This is a genomic window from Candidatus Flexicrinis affinis, from assembly GCA_016716525.1.
Lineage (GTDB): Bacteria > Chloroflexota > Anaerolineae > Aggregatilineales > Phototrophicaceae > Flexicrinis > Flexicrinis affinis.
This window is the reverse complement of record JADJWE010000004.1, coordinates 200,228-221,980: the sequence shown is the minus strand read 5'-3', so window position 1 is coordinate 221,980 and position 21,753 is coordinate 200,228. Positions and strand designations below refer to the sequence as shown.

Here is a 21,753-nt window from a genome sequence, read left to right as displayed (position 1 = left end):
GAGGAACGGTGGAGGTTCACATCGGCGGGATTCGCGTACGGGTCGACGGGCTGACGCCGGAGCAGGGGCGCCAGTTGGGCGACCGCGTCGGCGCGCTGCTCACGCAGCGGCTGACCGAAAGCGCCTCACCGTCGCGCAGCCTGAGCGTGGTGCAGGCCCGTGTGCAGGCCGACCGTGCCGACTCACTCGACCGTGTGGCCGAACGCGTCGTGCAAGCAATTATCGACGGAGTATCCGGGTGACGCAGACGAAGGCGGTCAAGCAGCGCACGGCCCAAGCGCCCCCGCAAAAGCGGCGGACGGCGCAGACGGCCAACACGCATGAGCGTCAGGCTCGCGCGGCGTCGGTGCGCCTGCTGCACGGCGAGGCAGACGTGAGCCGCATGCTCACCCATGCGCCCGCCGCCCGCCGCGCCGACGTGCGCCACAGCCGATCCGTTCCGCTGCCGCAAGACGCCCGCGCGTGGCTCGAACGCGGCTTCGACGCCGACCTGTCGGCCGTCCGTGTCCACACGGATGCCGCCGCCGCCGAATTTGCAGCGCGCGAGGACGCGCGGGCCATCGCTGCAGGCCGGGACATTTATTTCGCCGATGGGCAGTATCAGCCGGGGACAGCCACGGGCCGGATGCTGCTGGCGCATGAGGTCGCGCACGTGCTGCAGCAGACCGCGCGCCTCGTCGACGGCCATCTGATAGCGACCGACGCTGTCGGCAGCGGCGAATTGCAGTACGACAAGCCGTGGCCCGAGACGCACGCGCACTACTCCACCGAAGCGGCGAGCCAATCAAGCGCCGTCCAGACGTCGGTGGCCGCCATGATCCGCGAGATCGAACGCGTCGTCGGGCGCGAGGCAATCCTGTCACACACGCTGGGCGCGGGGGTCGAAACCGGCGGCGTCAACAACATGACGGCGTTCGAGCAACGTGTCACCAACGGCGATTTCAACGCCTACGAGCCGCTGGCGCGCAGCCTGCTGTTCGACGTCCTCAAGCTGCTCGGCCGCTTCGACGGCGCCGCCTACTTGCTGACGCAGGACTCGACGCTGACGACCGCCGCGCCGGACGTGGCGTTCTGGGAACACGTCCGCGACAGCGAGACGCTCGGAAACGACTGGTTCTACGGGATGTTCTCACGCATCCCCGACATCAACCGGCTGTTCCCGGATCGCTATCTGGAAGCGATCTGGCGTTACCTGATGAACCCGGCGCGCAACCCAATCGCGTCCAGCGACGTGCGCACGCTAACGACCGATTTCCTCACGGCGTACCGTTCTGCCGCCGCGGCCGGCCAGACGGTGCAGAACGAGCGTGTCCTCGGCGCGTATTCGTATCTCGGCTCGCTCAACGACGACCTGCAAGCGATCCTCGGCGTGATCGACGGCCGCACTACCGGCCTGCCGGTCGCCATGGGCCGTACTGCCGCGGCTAACGAATGGCGCCGGATCGCCACCACGAGCTTCGCCAATCACGAGCGCCGGGCGTTCCGCGAGCTTGGCCCGCTGATCGTCCCGATTGCTGAGCGCGCCGCCGAATACTGGGATCGCGTCGCCGTGCTGTATCAGGACACGCTGGGCGACGCCGAAACGCAGTTCTACGGAAGCCGTGCCGTGCCGCACAGCCGCCCGCCCACGCCCGACCCGTCGGCCGCGCCGCCCACCACCCCCGGCACGCTGGCGACGACGACCGCCACGGCGGCCTCGACTGCGACGCCGCAGGCGTCCGCGGAAGCCTTGCGGGACAGCGCCTTTTCGGCCTTCGTGCGCACGGCCTCCGAACGGCTGACACAAGTCCTGCGCGTCGACAGCGACGCGATGCCCACGCCCTCCGCCTACCAAGCCGACCTGACCCGACTGCGCGAGGCGCTTTCGGCCAGCCGTTCGGCGTTGGGCGAGCGCATGTTCACGGTCTTTCGCCGGCGTGACATGGCGGACGCCAGCCACTTCGACACTGCGGTGTGGTTGGGCGTGGCGCAGGCGGTGATCGACGGCCTGCTTGGGGCGATCGGCCGCTACGACTCCCAGCGCGACATCGACTACGTGACGAACTTCGGCCGTGATGATCTGCGCATGTACAACCGCTACGAGATCGCGTGGCATGCCAACGTGCTGGCGCGCATCGCCAATAACACCGCGCTGCTGGCGACATCCGACGCCGTGCGGCAAGGCGCCGACCTCAATCGCAGTTACCTGCTGCTGATCGGCGAGTGGCGCGAGGACACGTCGCCGCCGCGCAGCGGCAGCTACCTCGGCATGGACATGTCCGGCGGCGCGGTCGTGCGCGGGTCGGGCCTGACCGCCAACCAGCTTGACCGGCTGTTCTACCTGACCAACCAGCAGGCGCTCAACGCCATCCTGTTCCAGATGCTGCGCGAGCCGGAAGGGACGACCGAGGCGAGCTACGGCACCATCCAGCGCGCACTGCGCCAGACGCGCGAACAGGCGCCAATGCCCAAACGCTGGACGATGCGCCCGTACCTGATCGTGTGGAACGACACCGACCGCGGTGTGCCTGAACGCGCCGACATGGCGGCCATGATGGAGAATCACCCGCGCTTCGACGAGCTGCTCGATATGGAGGATCACCGGCGCGCGCGGTACATCACGCCGCTGGAACGCACCACCAAGATGTACGTGTGGTTCCTGCCGGAGTTCGAGCGCGTCACCCGTTACCTGATGACCGTGCCGGGGCTGGGCGACCAGATCCGCGCCGAACTGGGCACGACGCCGACACCGGAAAACCTCCTTGAGCTGCTCAACCGGTTGTGGCAGCGGTCGGTCGCCGAAGGCCACACCGAAGGAGACCGTGAGGCGTTCACCGGCGTGCAGACCGACATCACCGACGCCATCGGGCGCGACATCACGTCGGTCGAGCAGATGCGCGATCTGCTGTTCCGGTACGCCACCACCCGCGACCGCCGCGTGACCGCCGCGCTCGTCAACCCGCTGCTGACGCGCTACGCCGGCGACGCCAGCGTGACCAACTACGTCGTCCCCAACCGCGTGATCGAATACCTGGACCGTTTCAACCAGGACATTCGGCCGGACAATCTAACCGAGCGCCGGCTGCAGATGCACGCGCTGATCCTGTCGATCGCGCCGAACCTACGCGCCGCCTTCGTGCGTCAGGGGCGCATCGACGCGGTGTTGGGCATCGAAATCCTCGAACGCCGCTTCGACATCATCTCCGGCCTGTACGGCTACGCGAAACGCGCGCTGGAGTTCGCAAGCGCCGCCGACGCCGCCGATCAGCTTCGCCCGGTGCTGCACAGCACCGAAGACGGCGCGGCGCTGGTCGCAGAGGCCAATAGAGAGCACCTGCAGGTGCTGATCAACCGTTGGGATCGCGTGATCGGCGAGGTGCAGCGCCAGACCGGGTTCAGCACGACGCCGAACCGCACGGGCATCATGCGCGTGGGTTCCCCGCGCGAGCTGGGCCTCAACAGTCCCTTCTTATTGGATGGCGAGCGGGTGCAGATCACGGCCATTCACACCGACTTTCGCTTCCACCCGTCCTACGGGCACCGCGGCGACGACTTTTATCACCCGTCGATTCTCACGCATTTGAACGGCTCGCGGCTCGCCGCCGATCAGCCGCTGCTGACCTACGAATACCTCGAGCGCGACGGCAGCGTAACCCTAACGGCCAGCACCGACGAGCAGGAACTGGCGGCGTTCTCGCACGTCGTCACGATGGAATTGATCGTGCGCGGGCTGGAGCAGTTGGCCGAATACATTCGGATTTACGTCGAGGTTGGCGTCGACGCGGCATCGCTGTTCATCCCCGGCGCGCCAGCCGCGATCACCGTGGCCCAGCTCGTCCAGTTCCTGATCATGGAACTGCCGCACATTCAGGAGGAGATCCTCAACGACCCGCTGGCGCTGGTGCGCGAGTTGGAGACGTTCATCTCGCCCGCCCTGCGCGATCAGGTCATCGAGAACATCTGGATGTGGGTGCTGCTGCGCGGCGACCTGCCCTTTGCCGAACGCCTGCAAGCGCGCACCAGCCGCGCCGCGCGCTCGACGCGGCCGACACCGCGCCCGGCGACCGGAATGCGCGGTCGGTTCCAGCGCATCGCCGCCTTCGCCCGCACGGTCATCGAGCGCATCCTGAACGCCTTCCTCAATTTGCGCCAGCGCGTGCGGATGGGCTTCACCCATGCGCGCCGGGTCGCCCTGCGCTACCCGCTGCTGCGCCGCCTGCTCAGCGCCTTGCCCGTCTATATCGAGACGGCCGAGTTCATCGCCGGGCCGGGCAGCGAGGCGTTCAGCGAGATGGTGTCCGACCTGACCGTCGACGGCGGCTTCCCGTCGATTAACACGAGTTTCCGCGAGGCGCTCGATCAGATCTTCGAAGGCTTGAACGGGCTGGAAGTCCCGTTCAACATCCTGCCGATGGACATCGTGGTCGACGTCATCCTCGAACGGTTCCTCGCCACCATTCGCGGGCCGCGCGGGTTCGTGCTGCGCCGGTTCCTCGAATTGACGCAGCTCCGCCCAATCCTGTCGGCGCACATCGCCCAGACGCTTCGCGACGAAGGTCTTGACCCCAACGTGCTGTGGCGCGAGACCATCCGCGGCGACTTGCAGCGCGTCCTCGAGGAATCGCGCACCGGACTGATCGCCGGCATCAACAACCTGCTGCGAAGCGTGCTGGGCAGTGGCCTGCAAATCCCCACAGCCGGCATGAATCCGATTACCGTCGCGGAGGACACATCGCTGCCCGATATGTCGCCCCTGCGCCGCGACCGGCTCAAGACCGGCGAGGTCGAGGAGGAAGAAGCTGCCCCCAATTCGCCGCCGCACATCCGGCCCGCCGAAGGGCGCCCGCTGCCCGATGCCGAGCGCGAGCGCTACGAGACGCTGTTCGGGCACGACTTCTCGCACGTGCGCGTGCACAGCGGGCGCGAAGCCGACCAGTTAACGCGCTACCACAATGCCTATGCGCTGACCAGCGGCAGCCACATTTTCCTCGGCCGCGACGTGCCGCCCGGCAGCGCACGGACCGAGCCGGTCATGCGCCATGAACTCGCTCACGTCTTGCAGCAAACCGGCTCACGCCCGACCAAGCTGCCCGACCACGACCGCGAGCCGTCGCTGGGCATGCCCGGGCGCGGCTTGTCGCGCGACGCCCGGCGCGAGGCCGCGGCAAACCGCATGGTCTTGCAGGCGGCGCGGCGCGGCAGCGAGGCCGTCGAGGTCGAGGAGGAAGGCGGCGCCGGACTGCTGCCGGCTGTTTCCCCGAACACCGCCAAAGCCGTGACCGGGGAGATGGGCCGCAACGACGTCATGGACAGCCTGATCCAACAGGTCCACTCGCTCGCCACCATACCCGGCGGCGGTGGACGCGGATTCCGGGCGGCCGTGACGGCGGCGGAACATCTTTGGGCGGCGATTCGCGGCTTCTTGATGCGGCGCACGCCGATCGGTACGGGCGGCGGGCGTCGCAACGCCGACCCGTTCGAAACGAGCGACGCGCTCAACGCTATCGCGCAGTTCTTCGGCGGCAGCCGCACGGTTGAAGAGAACATGCGCGCGCTAACCTATATGAGTAAGCGCGACAAGGCCGACGGCTCCGTAGAACTCGACCGGCGCAAATTCCTCAGCCTGATGAACGAATACCTGCACGCGCGCACCGGCGTCGATCTCGACATCGACCATCCGCCGCTGACGACCACCGACGATATGCCGTGGACGCCGCAGTACGCGACGGTGCGCATGATCAACCTCGGCCGGGTCCGCGGGAACGCCAACCTGTACACCAAGATGCAGCAGAACACCGATGCGTACATGGGCGCGACCAAGTTCTCCCGCGACGACTGGAAGATCATCGGCGACGAACTCGAAGGCGAGGACCTGCCGTCCGCGGTCTGGGACTCTACCGACTACCGCCTGAGTCAAGCGCTCATCGACTACATGCGCGAGCACATCCGCACACGCGGCACGGCGGATGTCGAAGTGTGGACGGATTACGTCAATCACGCCAGTACCAGCGCACCGATGGGCGGCCTGCGGGTGGCGACCCACGGCCAATTGACTGGCAGCGGCGCACGGCCGGGGCGGCAGTCGCATCATGTGCCGCAGTTCCTGCTGGTTGAGTACTTCGAGGCGGCGAGTGCGCAGCCGACTTCCCGGGTAAGCAAACGCGTCGGCGGCTCAACGATGTTCCCGCCGGGGTTCAATGTCACGGGCTCCAATGCGACGCACTTCGAAGGCGGCGGGCATCGCATCGACTTCAACACGCTCGACCCGAACAGCGGGCGCGGCGACGGCATCCCGGCGGTGTCGCTGGCGGCGAAGACGCATCAGCGCGGCCGGCTGCACCTCAACGCCGGCAGCGACTGGGGGACGATCACGCGCGCCGATGCCGCCACCACCGAGCACACCGAAAGCAGCGTCGAGTTCACCGGCACGATGGCGCAAGGCATCCGCATGGACCTGACGTTCTACCTCAGCTTCCTCAAGCCGCGTCTGGAGACGGCCGGCATGCGGCGCGGCATCACCGATCGGGACGACATCCTGACCGAGGCCAACCGGCACGCCAGCAATCCGGCCTACCTGACCGCCACCTACGAGGCGATCCGCGACACCTACCGCTGGATGTACAACGGCATGATGTCCTCGCTGCGGCTGGCGCTCAACAACGAGGCGCTGGAAGTGCTGGAATACCAGAAGTCGGCACGAAAGACTCTGAATTTGGGCGAAGATGCGTCGCTGCCCGCCAACTACACGCCGCACATCACGCACACGGCGGCGGTCGTGTCGGCGGTGGAAACCAAGAACGCACAGATCATGTCGCAGTGGCGGCGCTAACACGGCGAAGGAGAGACGATGACTAACGGATTTTCACGCAGTCCGGTTCTGCTCAAAGGGGCACTCATCCGCTTTGACGCGCCGCTGCTTATCCCGATCCCGAATATCATCATCTTCCAGTACAACCCGGAGTCGCTGTCGCGCACGCTGACGGTCTACGACCCGTCGAGCGCCAGCAGCGGTGGGTCGTCTGGCTCCAGCGAGACCACGGGGGGCAGCGAGGCTAGCAGCGCCAGTGGGCGCGCCCAGCCCACCGACCCGCAGGAATCGTTCACGCTGCGCCTGATCCTCGACGCGTCGGACGCGCTCGAGTCGCCGGCGACGCACCCGGTCGCATTTGTCAGCGGCGTGGCCGACCGCATCGCCGCGCTCGAGATGCTGCTCTACCCGATTACCGAAGGATTGCAGCTTCTCGGGTCGATCGGCGGGTCGTTGGGCGGCGCGGCCAGCGGGGCCGCCGCATCGCTCACTGGCGGTGCCAGCCCGTCCGGCAGCGAGATCCCGCCGCGCACCGTGCCGGTCACGCTGTTCGTGTGGGGGCCGGGGCGCATCGTGCCGGTGCGCGTCACCAGCTTCTCGGTCGAGGAGCAGTCGTTCTCGCCGATGCTGTATCCGGTGCGTGCGGCGGTCTCGCTTGGGCTGACGATCCTGCACCCGAGCGTGTTCCAGCGCACCACCGGCACCGGCGACGCCACGACCAACGTCCCGCTCAAGCCGGAAGAAGAATTGGCCGTCGCCGCGTACAAGTTCACCATGGTGCAAAAGCAGGTGCTGGCGACCGCCAACCTGCTCAACTCCGTCGAGTCGATCATCAATATGCTGCCGATCTAGCGAAAGGGCCGCGCGATGAACTTTGGAACGAAGAGCCGCTACGCCAAAGCCGATACGCTGATCGTGACGGATGCGCGCGGGCGTTCGGTGGCGGCGGTCATGCCGCCGGACGTGCCCGACCCGCCCGTGCTCGGCTATCACGTGCTGCGGCAAGGCGAGCGCATCGAATACCTGGCGGCGCGCTACATCGGCGATCCGGACGGATTCTGGCGCATCTGCTTCCTCAACAACGCGATGTTCGCCGAACAGTTGTCCGAAGCGGCCGAGGTCGCTATTCCGGGCAAGGGCGGGTAATCGTATGGCCTTCGGTGTCTCGATCGTGGCGGATGGCGCGCGGGCAGACGACCTGATGGACCTCGCGTTGGTCGAGGTGCACGAGCAGGTCGGACAGCCCACGACGTACTATTTGCGCTACGCGGTGCACAACGTCGACGGCGACCTTGTGCCGTTGAAGGAGTCGCGCCTCGGCCCGGGCGCCGATATCGCGGTATTCCAACGTGCGTCCGGGTTCAACGAATGCCTTGTGCGGGGGCCGGTGTTCAGCCATCAGCTCCACCTCGTGCACGGCGTCGAAGGCTCGACGCTGGAAGTCGTCGGCGCGGACAGCTCAATCAAAATGGATCGCGAGACCAAACTCACCCAGTGGGCGGACAACACGTCCGACTCCGATGCGGTCAGCGCGATCTTCGCCAATTATGGCCTCGCGCCCTTCGTCGAGGCGACCAACACGCGCCACATGGAATCGCGCCGGACGCTCGTCCAGCACGACACCGACCTCAACTTCGTGCGCATGTTGGCCCGTCGCAACGGCTACCACTTTTGGGTGCGCTGCGACGACCTGCTGATCGAGTCGGCATATTTCAAACCACCGGAGCTCAACGATCCCAACGCGCCGCTGCTGCGCATCAACGTCGACGAGCCCAACATCGACTCGTTCGACATCACATGGGACGTCGAACGCCCGACCAGCGTGGTCGCGTCGTCGTGGGATGGCGGGGCCAAGCAGGTGATCGACGGTTCGGGCGTGCCACCGCCGAGCACGTTCAGCGGTGACGTGCCGCTGACCTCGATCGCCAGCGAGACGCGCTCGACCAGCGTATTGGCGGCGGTATCCGATGCTGGCGATCTGATGGGACGGGCCAGCGGGGTGTTGATGGAGTCGAGCTGGTTCGTGCAGGCGTCCTGCAAGGTGAGTGCCCAGCGCCTCGGCCGGATCATCCGCACGCACAGCGTGGTCAACGTGGACAGCGTGGGCACGCGGTACAGCGGGTCGTATTACGTCGCCGGCGTGCAGCACGTCATCCACGAGAGCGATCACGAGATGCACCTGACGTTGGTGCGGAACGGGTGGAAACCGTGATGATGATGACCCTCACCCCTAACCCGCACGCCGACCTCACCCCTCGGCCCCCTCTCCCGGTGGAGAGGGGGAGACCACCGTCCTTGTATCATGCCCCTCTCCCTGACGACCGCAGGGAGCACCGCAGGTCGGGAGAGTGGTTAGGGGTGAGGGTTGAGTCACCCATAAACAGTAAGGACACGCCATGATCCAGAACCACGACCTCGACTCCTTGATGCACTGGGCGCGGACGCACTTCTTCGGCAAATACCGCGGCAAGGTCGTCGATACCAACGATCCGCTCGGGAAAGGCCGGCTCAAGGTGCAGGTGCCGTCCGTGTTCGGTCAGGACACGTCCGTGTGGGCGATGCCGTGCGTGCCGTACGCCGGCGATCAGGTCGGCTTCAAGTCGTTACCACCGGCCGATACCAACGTGTGGGTCGAGTTCGAGGGCGGGGACATCAGTTACCCGGTGTGGACCGGCTTCTTCTGGGGCGATGGCGAGATGCCCTCCGAGGCCGGCACCGACGACAACGTCAAGCTGTGGAAGACCGGCGCGGTCACCATCAAGATCGACGATCAGGCCGGCGAGATCGTGATTTCCACGACCGGCGGCGCGACGCTCACCATGGCCTCTGACATCAAGGGCGAGGTCGGCTCGTCCACGCTGACCATCGACACCAGCGGTGTCACCAGCGAGGCCGGCGCCAAGCTGGAGGTCACACAGGTCAGCATCAAGCTCAACAACGGCGCCATGGAGGTGATCTAGCAATGGCCGGCAAACTGCTCACGACCCAGTCGACGCTGCAATGCCCGCACGGCGGCACCGTCAGCGCGACCAGCACCAGCCAACGCGTTACCGCAGGCAGCGGCGCGCACGTCCTGACCGTCGCCGACGTGTTCACGATTTCCGGCTGTCCGTTTCAGATCCCCGCGCCGTCAGGGACGGTGCCCAGCCCATGCCTGACCGTGCAGTGGATCGTGTCCGACCTGCGCGTCACGGTCAACGGCACGCCGACTCTCAGCGAAGGGAGCGTCGGTCTGTGCTTCAGCGCCACCGGCATCCCGCAAGGCTCGGTGATCGTCGCCAACACGCAGCAGAACGCCAGCAGTCAGTAGACGGCAGGAGGGCAGCATGGCAGAACCCATCCACAGCATCCGGTATCCGGTCAGCGTCGACACGGCGCTTGGCCGCATCACCGTCGAAACCGACTACGCCGCGCATGTCGAGCAGATGATCAAGCAGGTATTGCTCACCAGCCCCGGCGAACGCGCGCACCGCCCGGATTTCGGGTGCGGGCTGCGGCGCATGGTGTTCGCGCCCAACGACCCGACCATCGCCAGCTTGACGCAGGTCACGGTCTATCAAGCGCTGACCAAGTGGCTCGGCACGGTGATCGAGGTCGGCGCGGTCGAAGTGCAGGTCTACGAGTCGACGCTCAGCGTGACGGTCAGCTACGTGCTGAAAGCCCGCCTCGAACGCCGCATCCTGAACCTTGAGGTGACGCGATGAGCGCCGAAGACCGCCTTCTCCTCCTCCTTAATCAGTCCGCGCTGACCGGCATCGACTTTGTGTACGTCTACCCGACGCAGGACAGGCTCGACGTGTTCTTCCTGCGCGCGCCGGAAACGCTCGACGTGCCGCTGCCGGGCAGCATCCCGCGCAGCGCCGTGCGCATCGAGAACGTGCGCGACGCCAACGTGCCGGACGTCGTCATCACGGCCGTGTCGTGGGCGGTGGTCGACGGGCGGACGGTCATGCGCCTCGATGTCGTGCGGCCCGCCTCGTTCGCGCCGCACCGCCTGACCATCACCGACCCGGCCGCGCCCTCGCGGATCGACCCGTTCTTCCGCAGCAAGGTCTTCAGCTTCCAGGCCAACTGCGAGACCGGCCTCGACTGCGAGCCCGACGACGCGCTGCCGCTGCCCGAGACCTATGTCGACTTCCCGGTCGACTATTCCGCGCGCGACTTCCAGACCTTCCGGCAGGCGCTGCTCGATTACGCGTCGCAGCGTTATCCGCAGTGGCTCGACCGGCTAGAGGCCGACGTCGGCGTGATGCTGGTCGAGGTCATGGCGGCGCTCGGCGACGAGTTCGCCTACAGTCAGGACGCAATTTCGCGCGAGGCGTATCTGGCGACGGCTTCGCAGCGGCGGTCGCTGCGGCAGCTTGCCCGCCTCGTGGACTACGAGCCGTTCGACGGCCAGTCGGCCAGCACCTATCTCGACATCACGTGCAACCCCGGCGAGAACGGCGTCGTTCCGACCGGCACGTCGGTGAGCGACGCCGACGACGTATTTACGTTCGAGGTGGGCACCGGCCTGTTCGACACCAGCGCGGGCTATACCGTCGACTCGGCGCGCAACCGCTTCCTGCCGTACTTCTGGGACGAGGACGATGTCGAACTGCCGGCCGGATCGACCGAACTGGTGGTCGCCGGGGCCGGCGCGGCAGCTTTCCCGCCGGTCAGCGGCGGGCGGCTGATCCTGCTGGCGACCAATCCGGCAGATGCCTCCGACCCGGCCCAACGCGTGCTCGCGCACCTGCAGAGCGCCGTGGACGACACCGACCCGCTGACCGGCGACCCGATCTGCCGGCTGACGTGGGACGAGCCGACACCTTACCGCCTCGACAAAACGGCGCTGGAAGTGCGCGGCAACATCGTCCCGGCAACCGCAGGCGCCACCCGACAGATCGCCTTCAGCATCGGCACGCCGGAAGACCCCGAAGCGCCGGCTGAACACGCCATCGTGCGGCGCGGCCCGGACGGCATCCCGATCTACCGCTTCAGCCTGCCCGGCACCGACGAGTTCGGCGTGGCGCACTTGTTCGATGCCAAAGCAGGCAGCCTGCGCGCCGAAGTGCGGCTGTACCGCGCCCAGAACGTCGGCGGGAACTGGGAGCCGATCTGGACCGAGGAGTGGGCGTGGCGGCTGTCGCTGCTGGGTACGGCATCGTCCACCCAGTTCGACCAACACTTCACCCTCGAAGACGGCACGTGGGGCCGCGTGGTCGGTTATCCGGTGCCGGGCGGAGAGTCCGTCCACGAGGATTACCTCTCGGCCGGCGGCTATACGATCCGCTTCGGCGACGGCGAGTTCGGCATGATCCCGCCCGACAACTCAGTGTTCGTCGTCATCTACCGCCTAAACACCAGCGACAACCTGCCGCGCCACGTCCTCACCCGCGCGGACAGCGCGCCGTCGTTCGTGCAGGCCGTGACCAACCCGATCGTCGCGTCCGGCGCGCTGCCGCCGGAGACCGCCGACTCGATCCGCGCCAACGCGCCCGAGGCGTTTCGCATCGCCCATCGCGCCGTCAAACCGGACGACTACGCCGAGGCCGTCGAACGCCTCGACTGGGTACAGAACGCCGGCGCATCGATGCGCTGGACGGGGAGCTGGCGCACCATTTTCGTCGCCGCCGACCCGCGCGGCGCGGTCGACCTCACTTCCGCCCAGATCGCCGACATGGACGCGCAGATCGACCGCTTCCGTCAGGCCGGTCAGGACGCGCAGCGCCGCCCGGCCCGCTACGCCGACATCGACATCGAGGTCGAGGTGTGCGCCGAGCCGTCGTCGTACGCCGGCGCGGTCAAGGAAAACGTGATCGACGCGCTCGTGGGCGACGGGGGCTTCTTCTCGCCCGATAATTTCACCTTCGGCACGCGGCTCTACCGCGGCGCGCTCGAGGCGGCGATTGCGGTCGTCCCCGGTGTGCGCGCCGTCGAATCGATCGCATACCGCCGCCGTGGCTGGTTCGACTGGCAGGAGTTCGCGCCGGCATCGACCTACTACGACCCCGGCGTCGACACCATCGTCCGGGTGCAGCATGACGTGCTCTATCCCGAGCGCGGCACGCTGCGCGTCAGCGTAAGGGGTGGAGCATGAGCGCAAACGACACCCGTCAGCCCGGCCGCCCGCAAGATCCGGCGACCCTCGACATCGCGCCGGGGCTGGACACGCTACCCCGCCAGATCGGCATCTTCCCGGCCTTTCGCGCCGGCTTGCTGGAGGAAGCCTCCGGGCAGGTCGCGCTGGCATCGGCCGGATGGCGCGGGCGCGACGTCGGCGACTTCGGCGTCATGCTGCTCGAGATGTGGGCGTACGTCTGCGACGTGCTGGCCTTCTACGACGGCTTGTATGCCGGCGAGGCCTACCTGCGCACCGCCCGACGCCTGAGCGCCGTGCGCCGCCTGACCAGCCTGATCGGTTACATTCCGCGCCCGGCGGTGGCCGCGCTGGTCGATCTGGCGCTCTCGCTCGAAGGCCGCAAGCCCGTCTCGATCCCGGCCGATAGCGCCTTCCGTTCCGGCGCGTTCGAGGGCGAAAAGCCGCAGGTCTTCACGGCCATCGACCCGGTCACCGTACACCCGCTGCGCGCCAAGTTCACGCTCACGCCGCAGCCCCGCACCACCCTGCCCGGCAGCGGCAGCGTGACGACCCAGACTCTCACGTTCAAGCGCGGCACCGTCACCGTCAAGGCCGACGACCCAGCCGTGCTGCGAAGCGGCTCGACCCATACCGCCGCGCTGGTCGAGGGCGTCGAGAACGTCGAGGATCCAGCAGGCAACGCCGTCACCGAGGTGGCGTTCAAGGACTCGCTCAAGCTCACCGGCGGCACGACCTACAGCGCGATGAGCCTGCTGCGCCCGACCGGCACCGCCTTCGTGACGTCGGTCGGTTCGGACTATTTCAGCGGCATCGGTTACCGCTACAACGAGGTCAAACTCGACGCGCTGGTCAAGTCGATCAAGACCGGCGATCTGGTGCTGCTGCGCAAAGGCGATCACCTGCGCTGGTTCAAGGCGCAGACCGTCACGACGTACAACCGCACCGTGCAGTCCGCCAAGACGATCACGTCGACGCAAGGCAGCACGACCACCACCACCACGATCCCGGCCGTTACCACGCCAGTGACCCAAATCACCTTCGACACCTATTGGGACAATACCGCCCGCCGCGCGCCGGAGGACAATTCCGACTGGGCATGGTGGACGTACGCCGACTTCACGCTGTACTACGGCATGGCCGCTGCGGGCACGCCGATCGGTGAAGCCGCCGCGACGCTCAAAGCCGACGACGTGCTCAAAGTGCGCGAGCGAGTCGAGGCGGTCGACAGCGCCTACGAGCCCGACCGCTTCCTGCTGCGCGATCTCAACGAAGACGCCATCAACGCTGACGGGACGCTTTCTGCGAACGGCACGCTGACGCTGTCCGACGGCGACGCGTGGGACGGCCCGTTCGTCCCGCCGGTCACCGCGTACGGCGCGCTCGTACGGGCTACCCGCGGCGAGGTCGTGACAGGAGAAATCCTCGGCACCGGAAACGGCAGCACACCCAATCAATCGTTCAAGCTCAAGAAGAAACCGCTGACCTACGTGACGGCCGCCAGCGCCGAGAGCGAGTCCGGCGTGCAGAGTACGCTCACGATACGCGTCGACGGCGTGCTGTGGACGGAAGTGCCGCGCTTCTACGGCCGCGAGGCCGACGAAGCCGTGTACATCATCCGGCAGGACGACGAAAGCGACTCGTGGGTGACCTTCGGCGACGGGGTGCGCGGCCAACGCCTGCCGACCGGCGCGGTCGTCACCGCCGACTACCGCTTCGGCGCGGGCAAGGCGGCCCCGCCCGCCGGCATGGTCACACAGATGGTGACGCCGGTCAAAGGCGTGACGGCGTTGGTCAACCCGCTGGCCGCGTTCGGCGGCGCGGACGCCGAGGCGGAGGACGCCATCAAGACCTACGCACCGCGCTCGGCGCTCATGCTCGGGCGGGCGGTCTCGCTGGTCGATTACCAAGCCGTCGCCGCCAACACCAGCGGCGTGACGGCCGCCAAGGCCGAATGGCGCTGGAGCGGCACGCAGCAAAGGCCGGTCGTCAAGCTGTGGTACATCGGCGATGCCAGCCTCGCCGCGTCGATCAAAGACCGGCTCGTCGCCGTGTCCGCCGAAGGCGTGCCGTTCGAGGTGGCGCCGGCGACGGCCGTCTCGGTTGCGCTGACGATCGGCATCGTGACCGACGCGCGCTACGTCGCCGACGACGTGGCCGACGATGTCGAAGCGGCGTTGAGCGACGCGCTCGCGCCGGAGGTGCTCGGCATCGGCGCGCCGCTGATCCGCAGCAAGGTGATGGCGATTGCGGCGGCGGTCGAAGGCGTGATCGCGCCGACCGTCGTCACGCTCAATGGCGCGCCGTTCGTCAGCGCGGGAATCACCGGCACCGAAGGCACGTACTTCGTGTTCACGATCACCGTCAGCGCACAGCCCGAAGGCTGAGGAAGGGAGAGACACGATGGCAGACTTGCTCGAAACCGCCCCTCCGGTCGATGACGGCTATCTGACGTATTTCACCGAGAAGATCTGGGCGATGATCCCCGAGGTCTACCGCCACGAGGACGGCATCGCCATTCAGCCCGGCGTGCTGCGCGCGCTGGTCGAGACGTGGGCGCAGCAGGCCGTCACGCTCCGGCGCGATCAGGACCGGCTGTGGGAAGACTTCTTCATCGAGATATGCAGCCTGTGGGCCGTGCCGTACATTGGCGATCTGGTCGGCACGCGCCTGCTCAGCCCGCACAACCCGCGCGGCCAACGCATCGACGTCGCCAAGACGATCTACTACCGCCGCCGCGCCGGCACCCTGCGCGTGCTGGAAGAACTGATCAGCGACATCACGGGCTGGGAAGGCGTCGTGGTCGAGGGCTTCAAGACGCTGGGCCGCACGGTCCACAACCTCGATCTGCCGCCGAAAGCACGCGGGCGTTTGACCGCCACGCCGCCGGGAGGCATCGCTGACCTGCGCCGCGCCGATGGTGCCGCGCTTGCCGGCGGGCCGTTCGATGAGTTCTACCATACGCCCGACGTGCGGCGCACGCGCCCGTACGGCATCCCCAAGCTGATGTTCCACCTGTACCGCCTCGGCGCGGTGGAGCTGACCGGCGTCGAACCGAAACCGCACGCCGCCCCGACCGGCACAGCCTATACCTTCGATCCCAGCGGGCGCGACATTCCGTTGTTCGCGCCGCGTACCCGCCCCGATCACGGCGACACGTGGCGCAGCGCGCGCGAGTACGAACTGCCCGCGCCGATCCCGTGCCGCCTGCTCTCCGACGCGCAGTTCGAGGTCAAGCTCGAACACGGCGCACAGTTGGTGAGCGACATTGGCATGACGGCTGGCGCGGCGGACGATCTGGCGACGCTGGCGGGCATCCGCTTCATGCGCGAGTCCGACCTACGCACCCGCCTATCGATGCTGCCGATGTCCGCCGAACTGCTCAGCGCCAATGTGTATCAAGGCATCCTGCGGCTCGCCGCGTTGGACGACTGCGGCAAGTCGCAGCTTCTGCCCAACGCGGTCAGCGTGACGCTCGACGGCGCGCCCAAACCGCTGCCTAACCAGGACGTGGCTGGCGCGAACCTGTCGATCTGGGAGGCGTTCCCGCTGCACAAGCGCGCATTGATCGACCCGGAGCGCGGCCGATTGCTGGTGTACGATCCCGCGCCAGAGAGCGTGCTGGTGAACTACCACACCGGCGTATACATGCCGGTCGGCGCGACCGGCTTTACGCGGCGCTTCACCACCACGCCGGACGTGCAGTTTTCCGGCGGTGGGCCGCTGGCGGGCATCCCGTCACAAGGCGTGGCGCGCATTGACGACAGCCGCACCTATTCGCCGGTCGGCAACGTCAGCGACATCACCGACCTGACGATTGCCGCGGCCGACAGCGAGCGGCCGTACCTGCGCCTCACGACGACGTGGCGGCTGACCGCTGCACCGCCCGCGCCGCCTCAGCCGGACGCGTCGCTGACACTCGAAGGGTTGTGGGTCGGCGCGCAGACCACCGCACGGTCGATCTTCCTTGAAGGCGATTACGAGACGGTGTGCCTGCGCTATTGCACGCTCGACCCGGGCGGGCTCGACGCCGACGGCGCGGAGGTTCCGCCCGTGACGCTGGTGATTCGCGGCTTTGTCGAGCGGCTGATCCTCGACTCCTGCGTGACTGGGCCGATCCGTTTGGACGGCACCGGCGCGGTCGAACAGCTCGTGATCCGCGACAGCATCGTGCAAGCCACGCGACCGGCCGACACGGCGCTGGAGATCGGCGTCGGGGTGGTCGACATGGCGCGCACAACCGTGCTGGGTAGGGTCGACGTGCTGCGCCTGTACGCCACCGACTGCCTGATCGCCGGGCCGCCGGTTGACGTCACCGATACGCAGGACGGGTGCTTCCGCTTCAGCGCCGCGCCGCCGGGAAGCCGCCTGCCCAAGCCCTACGAGTGGTTCGAGCTGGATGCCGGAACGGTCAAGGCGCTGTTCGTCTCCGACGAATATGGACAGCCCGGATACGCCATGCTGCGCGAAACCGCGCCGGACGGAGTCGCTCGCGGCGGCGAAGATGGCGCGGAAATGGGTGTGTTCAACCGGGTCGGCGCGCCGTTCAAGCGCGACGGCCTGAACGCGAAGATAGCCGAGTATATGCCGTTCGGTCTGGCGCCGGTCACGGTGATCCAGACATGAGCGGTGCCGAGCGGGATGAGCGAGACGGTTTAGTTAGGGGGAAACGCCATGGGTAGCAAAGATGTTTCGCGGTGGACGTTCGACCCGCGCAAGCATTACACCGGCACATGGATGCAGCAGGGTCGCGTCCTGACCGACTCCGACTTCAACGAGGACGAGTCGATCAACGTCGAGGAACGCCGGCGCGAGCGCGTCGACGTGATCGGGCCGTACGGCTCGCCGGACGACGGCTTCCGCGTCGAGAACGCCCGACGAACAGGCGGCAATGTCGACTTCGATATCCTCGACGGCACGCTGTACCTCGGCGGCCTGCGGCTTGAGCTGGAGAACCCGCAGACGTTCCGGCTGCAGTCCGACCGCTTGCAGGCGTCCAACGTCAGCGCGCCCGCTGCCAACACGCAGCGGCGCGATCTGGTGTTCATCGAGGCGTACGAGGCCCCCGTCACCGCCGTCGAAGACGCCGAACTGCTCGACCCGGCGCTGGGCGGCCCGGACACGACCGCGCGCAGCAGGCGCTTCCAGCGCGTACACGTCGTCCCGAACGTGTCGGCCGTCAACTGCGAACAGGCGCGCCAGTTGATGCAGAGCCGCCTCGCGGCCGACAACCTCGGCACGCTCGGCCCGGACTACCGCGTGACGGTGAACACCCGGCTCAAGGTGACCTACACCAACACCGGCGTCGATGACGACCTGTGCGAACCGCCGATCGCCGGCGGCTACCTCGGCGCCGAGAATCAGGCGATCCGCGTGCAGTTGGTCGACAGCACGCACCTGACGTGGGGTTATGACAACGCATCGCCGCTGTACCGCGTGTCGCTCTCGGCCGACCGCACGAAGGTCACGCTGATCACCCCGCCGCGCGACGCGTACAGCATGCCGGTCGTCGGACAGGTCATCGAGATTCTGCCGTGGTCGGCGGTGCTGCCCAACGGCGAAAAGACGGCGGCGCTCGCCGGCCATCTTTCGCGCATCACCGCTGTCGACCCGTCCGACGAGGCCGCCGGCGGGGCGATCACCGTCACGCTGGCCGACGCCGTACCGACTGCGACATTCGACAACTGGAAGGCGCGCGCCGACCAGGCGCAGCTCGGCGCGAATGGCACGTATTACTTCATGCACGTCTGGAACCGCGGCGGCGACATCGCTTCCCCCCCGGCGATCCCGTTCGCGACCAACACCCCGCTCACGCTGGGCACCACCGGTATTCAGGTCACCATCACCGGCAGCGACCGCGTCCCGACCGACTACTGGGTGATCGGCGCGCGGCCCGAGACGCCCAATCAGGTCTACCCGTGGCTGTTGGAGGACGGGGCGCCGCCGCATGGCGTGGCGCGCTACATGGCGCCGCTGGGCATCATCCTGTGGCGCGCGGACGGCACCGTCAGCGAGTCCGACTGCCGCCCGCCGTTCCGCCCGCTGGTCAGTCAGGACGGGTGCTGCACCTACACCGTGGGCGACGGCAGCACCAGCGACGGCGACTTCAACGACATCGAGTCGGCGCTTGAACGGCTCGGTGACGAAGCCGGCGAAATCTGCCTGCTGCCCGGCATCCACCGCGCCGACATCCGGCTGTTCAACCGCAACAACGTCAGCATCAGCGGATGCGGGCACCGATCCAAGCTGATCCCGCTTCAGTCCGATGTGCCGATCGCCGCGGCCGACTGCTCCGGCATCGGCCTCTATAACTTCGATGTGATCAGTGTGGACGGCACGGCCATTCTCGCCGAGCGAATTGGCGGCTTCACGGTCGAAAACGTGCACGTCATGGCCGGCATGGTCGGCATCGACGTGGACGACAGCGCCGGCGTCACGATCCGCCGCTGCACCGTGCGCATGCTGGACAAGGAAGGCGGCGACGTCGGCATCTACGCGCAGGGCGACAACGTCCTGATCGAAGAATGCGACGTGCAGGTGATCCCGCCCGGCACGCTGCCGGAGATCCCCGACGACCAGCAGGACCCCGACCGCGACCCGGTCGACCCGACCGACCCGTGCGCCGATCCCGAGCAGTTCTACCTTAACCTGATCTATCTGGTGTACTTCGTCAACCTGATGTGGGGCCTGTACACCTTCTTCAAGCCGCCCAAGAACCCGTACATCACGCTGGGTGGCATCCAGATCGGCAGCGGGTCGGAGACCGTCACGGCGCGGCGTAACCTGATCGTCGGCGGCGCGGGCAACGGCATCACGCTCGGCAGCGACGTCGGTGACATCGACTTGGACGGTGACGACGGCCCGCCGCAGGACGAGTTCCCGCCGGTCACCGTCAAACACGACGCCGATCAGGTGCGCGGGACGGTGCTGGGCGAAGACGATCAGAAACCGGTCGGCAGCATGACCGTCTTCTTTACCGACCCCGCCGGCAACGTGTTCGACTTCCCGGTGACGACCTCCGGCGACTTCTTCGGCAAGCTGCCCCCCGGCGAGTACACCGTGACCGTCTCCGACGACGGCTACGGTGTCACCAACATCGAACCGCTGGGCAACGGCGCATACTTCGTGTTCGTGCGCGAGCGCGCGGTCGACGGCCCGCCCCGCGGCGGCGACGACCTGCTGGCGTTCATCCACGACGTGCTGCTCGAGGAGAACCGCATCGCCAATATGGGCTTCTCCGGCATCGGCGCGCCGCGCTTCACCACCAGCGACGCCGCCCGCTTGCAGGAACTGCTCAAGGAGATGGGCGGCCGTTCCGATCTGGCGATGCTGCTGATCGTCTATCTGCTCACCGGCACGATCACCGGCTTCGTCATCAACCTCGTGATCTGCCGCAACACGATCACCCACTGCCTGCTCAACGTCGAGCTGAGCAAGGTCGATCAGTTCGCCATCGAGCGCGCGCTGGCCGGCATCTCGCTGGCACTGTGCGACGGCGTGTCGATCGTCGAGAACGCCGTCGAGGACTGCGGCAGCCAAATCGAGCTGCCCGCCTGCGGCATCTTCATCTCGTTCTCGATCGACGCGACCATCCGCGAAAATCACGTCCTCAACAACGCCGGCGACACGCGCGCGGCGCTGGTCACCTCCGACTTCGCCGCCGAGCGCGACGCGATCGGGCTGAATCAGCCGGTCTTGACCCACAAGCAGCAGACGTACAACCGCTACCGCAAAGACGTCGCGGCGGGCAGCTTCGCCCTGAACACCATCGACACCGAAGCGATCGAGTTCCAGCGTGGGCCGCGGGCCGGCATCCTACTCCCCATCTGCTTGAGCGCCAACGCCTTCGCGGGCGGCGCGCGCAAGGCGCAAGCCAGCCTTGCCGGTCAAGGGATTACCACCGCCGCCACAGGGCGCCATGCCGCGCGCATCGACGGCAACTACGTTGTCCAACCCATCGGCAAAGCGCTGTTCATCGGCGCGGCGGGATCGCTGTCGATCACCGACAACCAGCTCATCAGCGATCACGCGCTGCCGCGTGAGATCGACGCGCGCGCCGGTGGCCTGAGCGGCATGTTGGCCGCGTCGCTGGTGATCGGCGACCTCGACCTGTTCGCCTCGAACGTGATGGCGGTCAACCTCGCCCCCGGCGGCTACGCCCCCGACCTGCTGGCGATCATCCAGTCGCTCACCGACGAGAAGAACGCCCCGCTTGAGGCCATCCCCATCCCGCTCGGCTTCCCCGACGGAAACGTGTTGTTCGCCGGAAATCAGATCAAGCAGGGCGACAGCGGTGAACGACGGACCATCGTCTCGGTGTTCTCGATGGACGATGTGAATTTTGTCGATAACCAGATCGAGGTGCTGAACGGCGCGGCGATCACGTCGACGGCGGTTGTCTTTTCGATCACGGGCCGCACCGCCAACAATCGCATGAAAGAGCCGATGATCTCGGCCCTGCTGGGCGACGAGGCCGGCACGGCCAACCGCACCGGAGACCGCTTCTCGCTCGTGCAGGTCGGGTTCATGGCCGGTGGAATGTTCAACAATCAGGGGCACTACTGCTTCGCACTATGGATTGCCGACACGGCCAACGCCGCCGAGATGGGCAACTTCACGATGCTGGCGGCGTATCTCAAATGCCGCGACGGCATCATCCAGACACTACCGCCGGTCATCTCGCTCGTCATGCTGATCCTGTTGAATGTCAGCGCGAAGATGATGCTCCGGCTGAGCAAGGGGAGTGAGTCGTGATGTTACCCCTCACCCCCAGCCCCTCTCCCACCGCCGACCTCACCCCGCGTCGCTGCGCTCCGCTGCCCCTCTCCCAGAGGAGAGGGACGCGGCTCCCCGCGCGTTCTTCTCCCCTCTCCTCGGGACAGGG

General features: G+C 67.2%; 12 protein-coding genes. All 12 read left to right on the top strand.

Annotated features, from left to right (window positions below):
• The first annotated feature begins 8 nt into the window (after positions 1-8).
• Positions 9-242 carry a hypothetical protein gene (locus tag IPM16_13290; protein MBK9124073.1) on the top strand — a complete coding sequence of 78 codons (234 nt, stop codon included), beginning with the start codon at positions 9-11 and terminating at the stop codon, positions 240-242.
• Positions 239-6,808 carry a DUF4157 domain-containing protein gene (locus IPM16_13285; GenBank protein ID MBK9124072.1) on the top strand — a complete coding sequence of 2,190 codons (6,570 nt, stop codon included), beginning with the start codon at positions 239-241 and terminating at the stop codon, positions 6,806-6,808. The genes IPM16_13290 and IPM16_13285 overlap by 4 nt, the downstream gene beginning before the upstream one ends.
• 18 nt (positions 6,809-6,826) lie before the next feature.
• On the top strand, positions 6,827-7,639 hold the full coding sequence (locus IPM16_13280) for a hypothetical protein (protein ID MBK9124071.1): 813 nt from the start codon (positions 6,827-6,829) through the stop codon (positions 7,637-7,639).
• A 15-nt stretch (positions 7,640-7,654) separates the two neighbouring features.
• Positions 7,655-7,933 (top strand): hypothetical protein, encoded by a 279-nt coding sequence (locus tag IPM16_13275; protein MBK9124070.1) that lies wholly within the window; start codon positions 7,655-7,657, stop codon positions 7,931-7,933.
• 4 nt (positions 7,934-7,937) lie between these two features.
• Entirely contained in the window at positions 7,938-8,999 is a 1,062-nt protein-coding gene (locus tag IPM16_13270) for a hypothetical protein (protein ID MBK9124069.1), read from the top strand.
• A gap of 214 nt (positions 9,000-9,213) precedes the next feature.
• Positions 9,214-9,747, top strand: coding sequence for a baseplate assembly protein (locus IPM16_13265; protein MBK9124068.1), 534 nt, complete (start codon positions 9,214-9,216; stop codon positions 9,745-9,747).
• 2 nt (positions 9,748-9,749) lie between these two features.
• The gene (locus IPM16_13260) at positions 9,750-10,097 is read left to right on the top strand and encodes a hypothetical protein (protein MBK9124067.1); all 348 of its coding nucleotides are present in this window, start codon (positions 9,750-9,752) and stop codon (positions 10,095-10,097) included.
• A 16-nt stretch (positions 10,098-10,113) separates the two neighbouring features.
• Positions 10,114-10,491 carry a GPW/gp25 family protein gene (locus tag IPM16_13255; protein MBK9124066.1) on the top strand — a complete coding sequence of 126 codons (378 nt, stop codon included), beginning with the start codon at positions 10,114-10,116 and terminating at the stop codon, positions 10,489-10,491.
• Entirely contained in the window at positions 10,488-12,869 is a 2,382-nt protein-coding gene (locus IPM16_13250; GenBank protein ID MBK9124065.1) for a hypothetical protein, read from the top strand. The genes IPM16_13255 and IPM16_13250 overlap by 4 nt, the downstream gene beginning before the upstream one ends.
• Entirely contained in the window at positions 12,866-15,256 is a 2,391-nt protein-coding gene (locus tag IPM16_13245; GenBank protein ID MBK9124064.1) for a baseplate J/gp47 family protein, read from the top strand. The genes IPM16_13250 and IPM16_13245 overlap by 4 nt, the downstream gene beginning before the upstream one ends.
• A gap of 16 nt (positions 15,257-15,272) precedes the next feature.
• Positions 15,273-17,495, top strand: a complete 2,223-nt coding sequence (locus IPM16_13240) for a hypothetical protein (GenBank protein ID MBK9124063.1) — start codon at positions 15,273-15,275, stop codon at positions 17,493-17,495.
• A 48-nt stretch (positions 17,496-17,543) separates the two neighbouring features.
• Positions 17,544-21,623 carry a right-handed parallel beta-helix repeat-containing protein gene (locus tag IPM16_13235; protein MBK9124062.1) on the top strand — a complete coding sequence of 1,360 codons (4,080 nt, stop codon included), beginning with the start codon at positions 17,544-17,546 and terminating at the stop codon, positions 21,621-21,623.
• Positions 21,624-21,753: the final 130 nt, after the last annotated feature.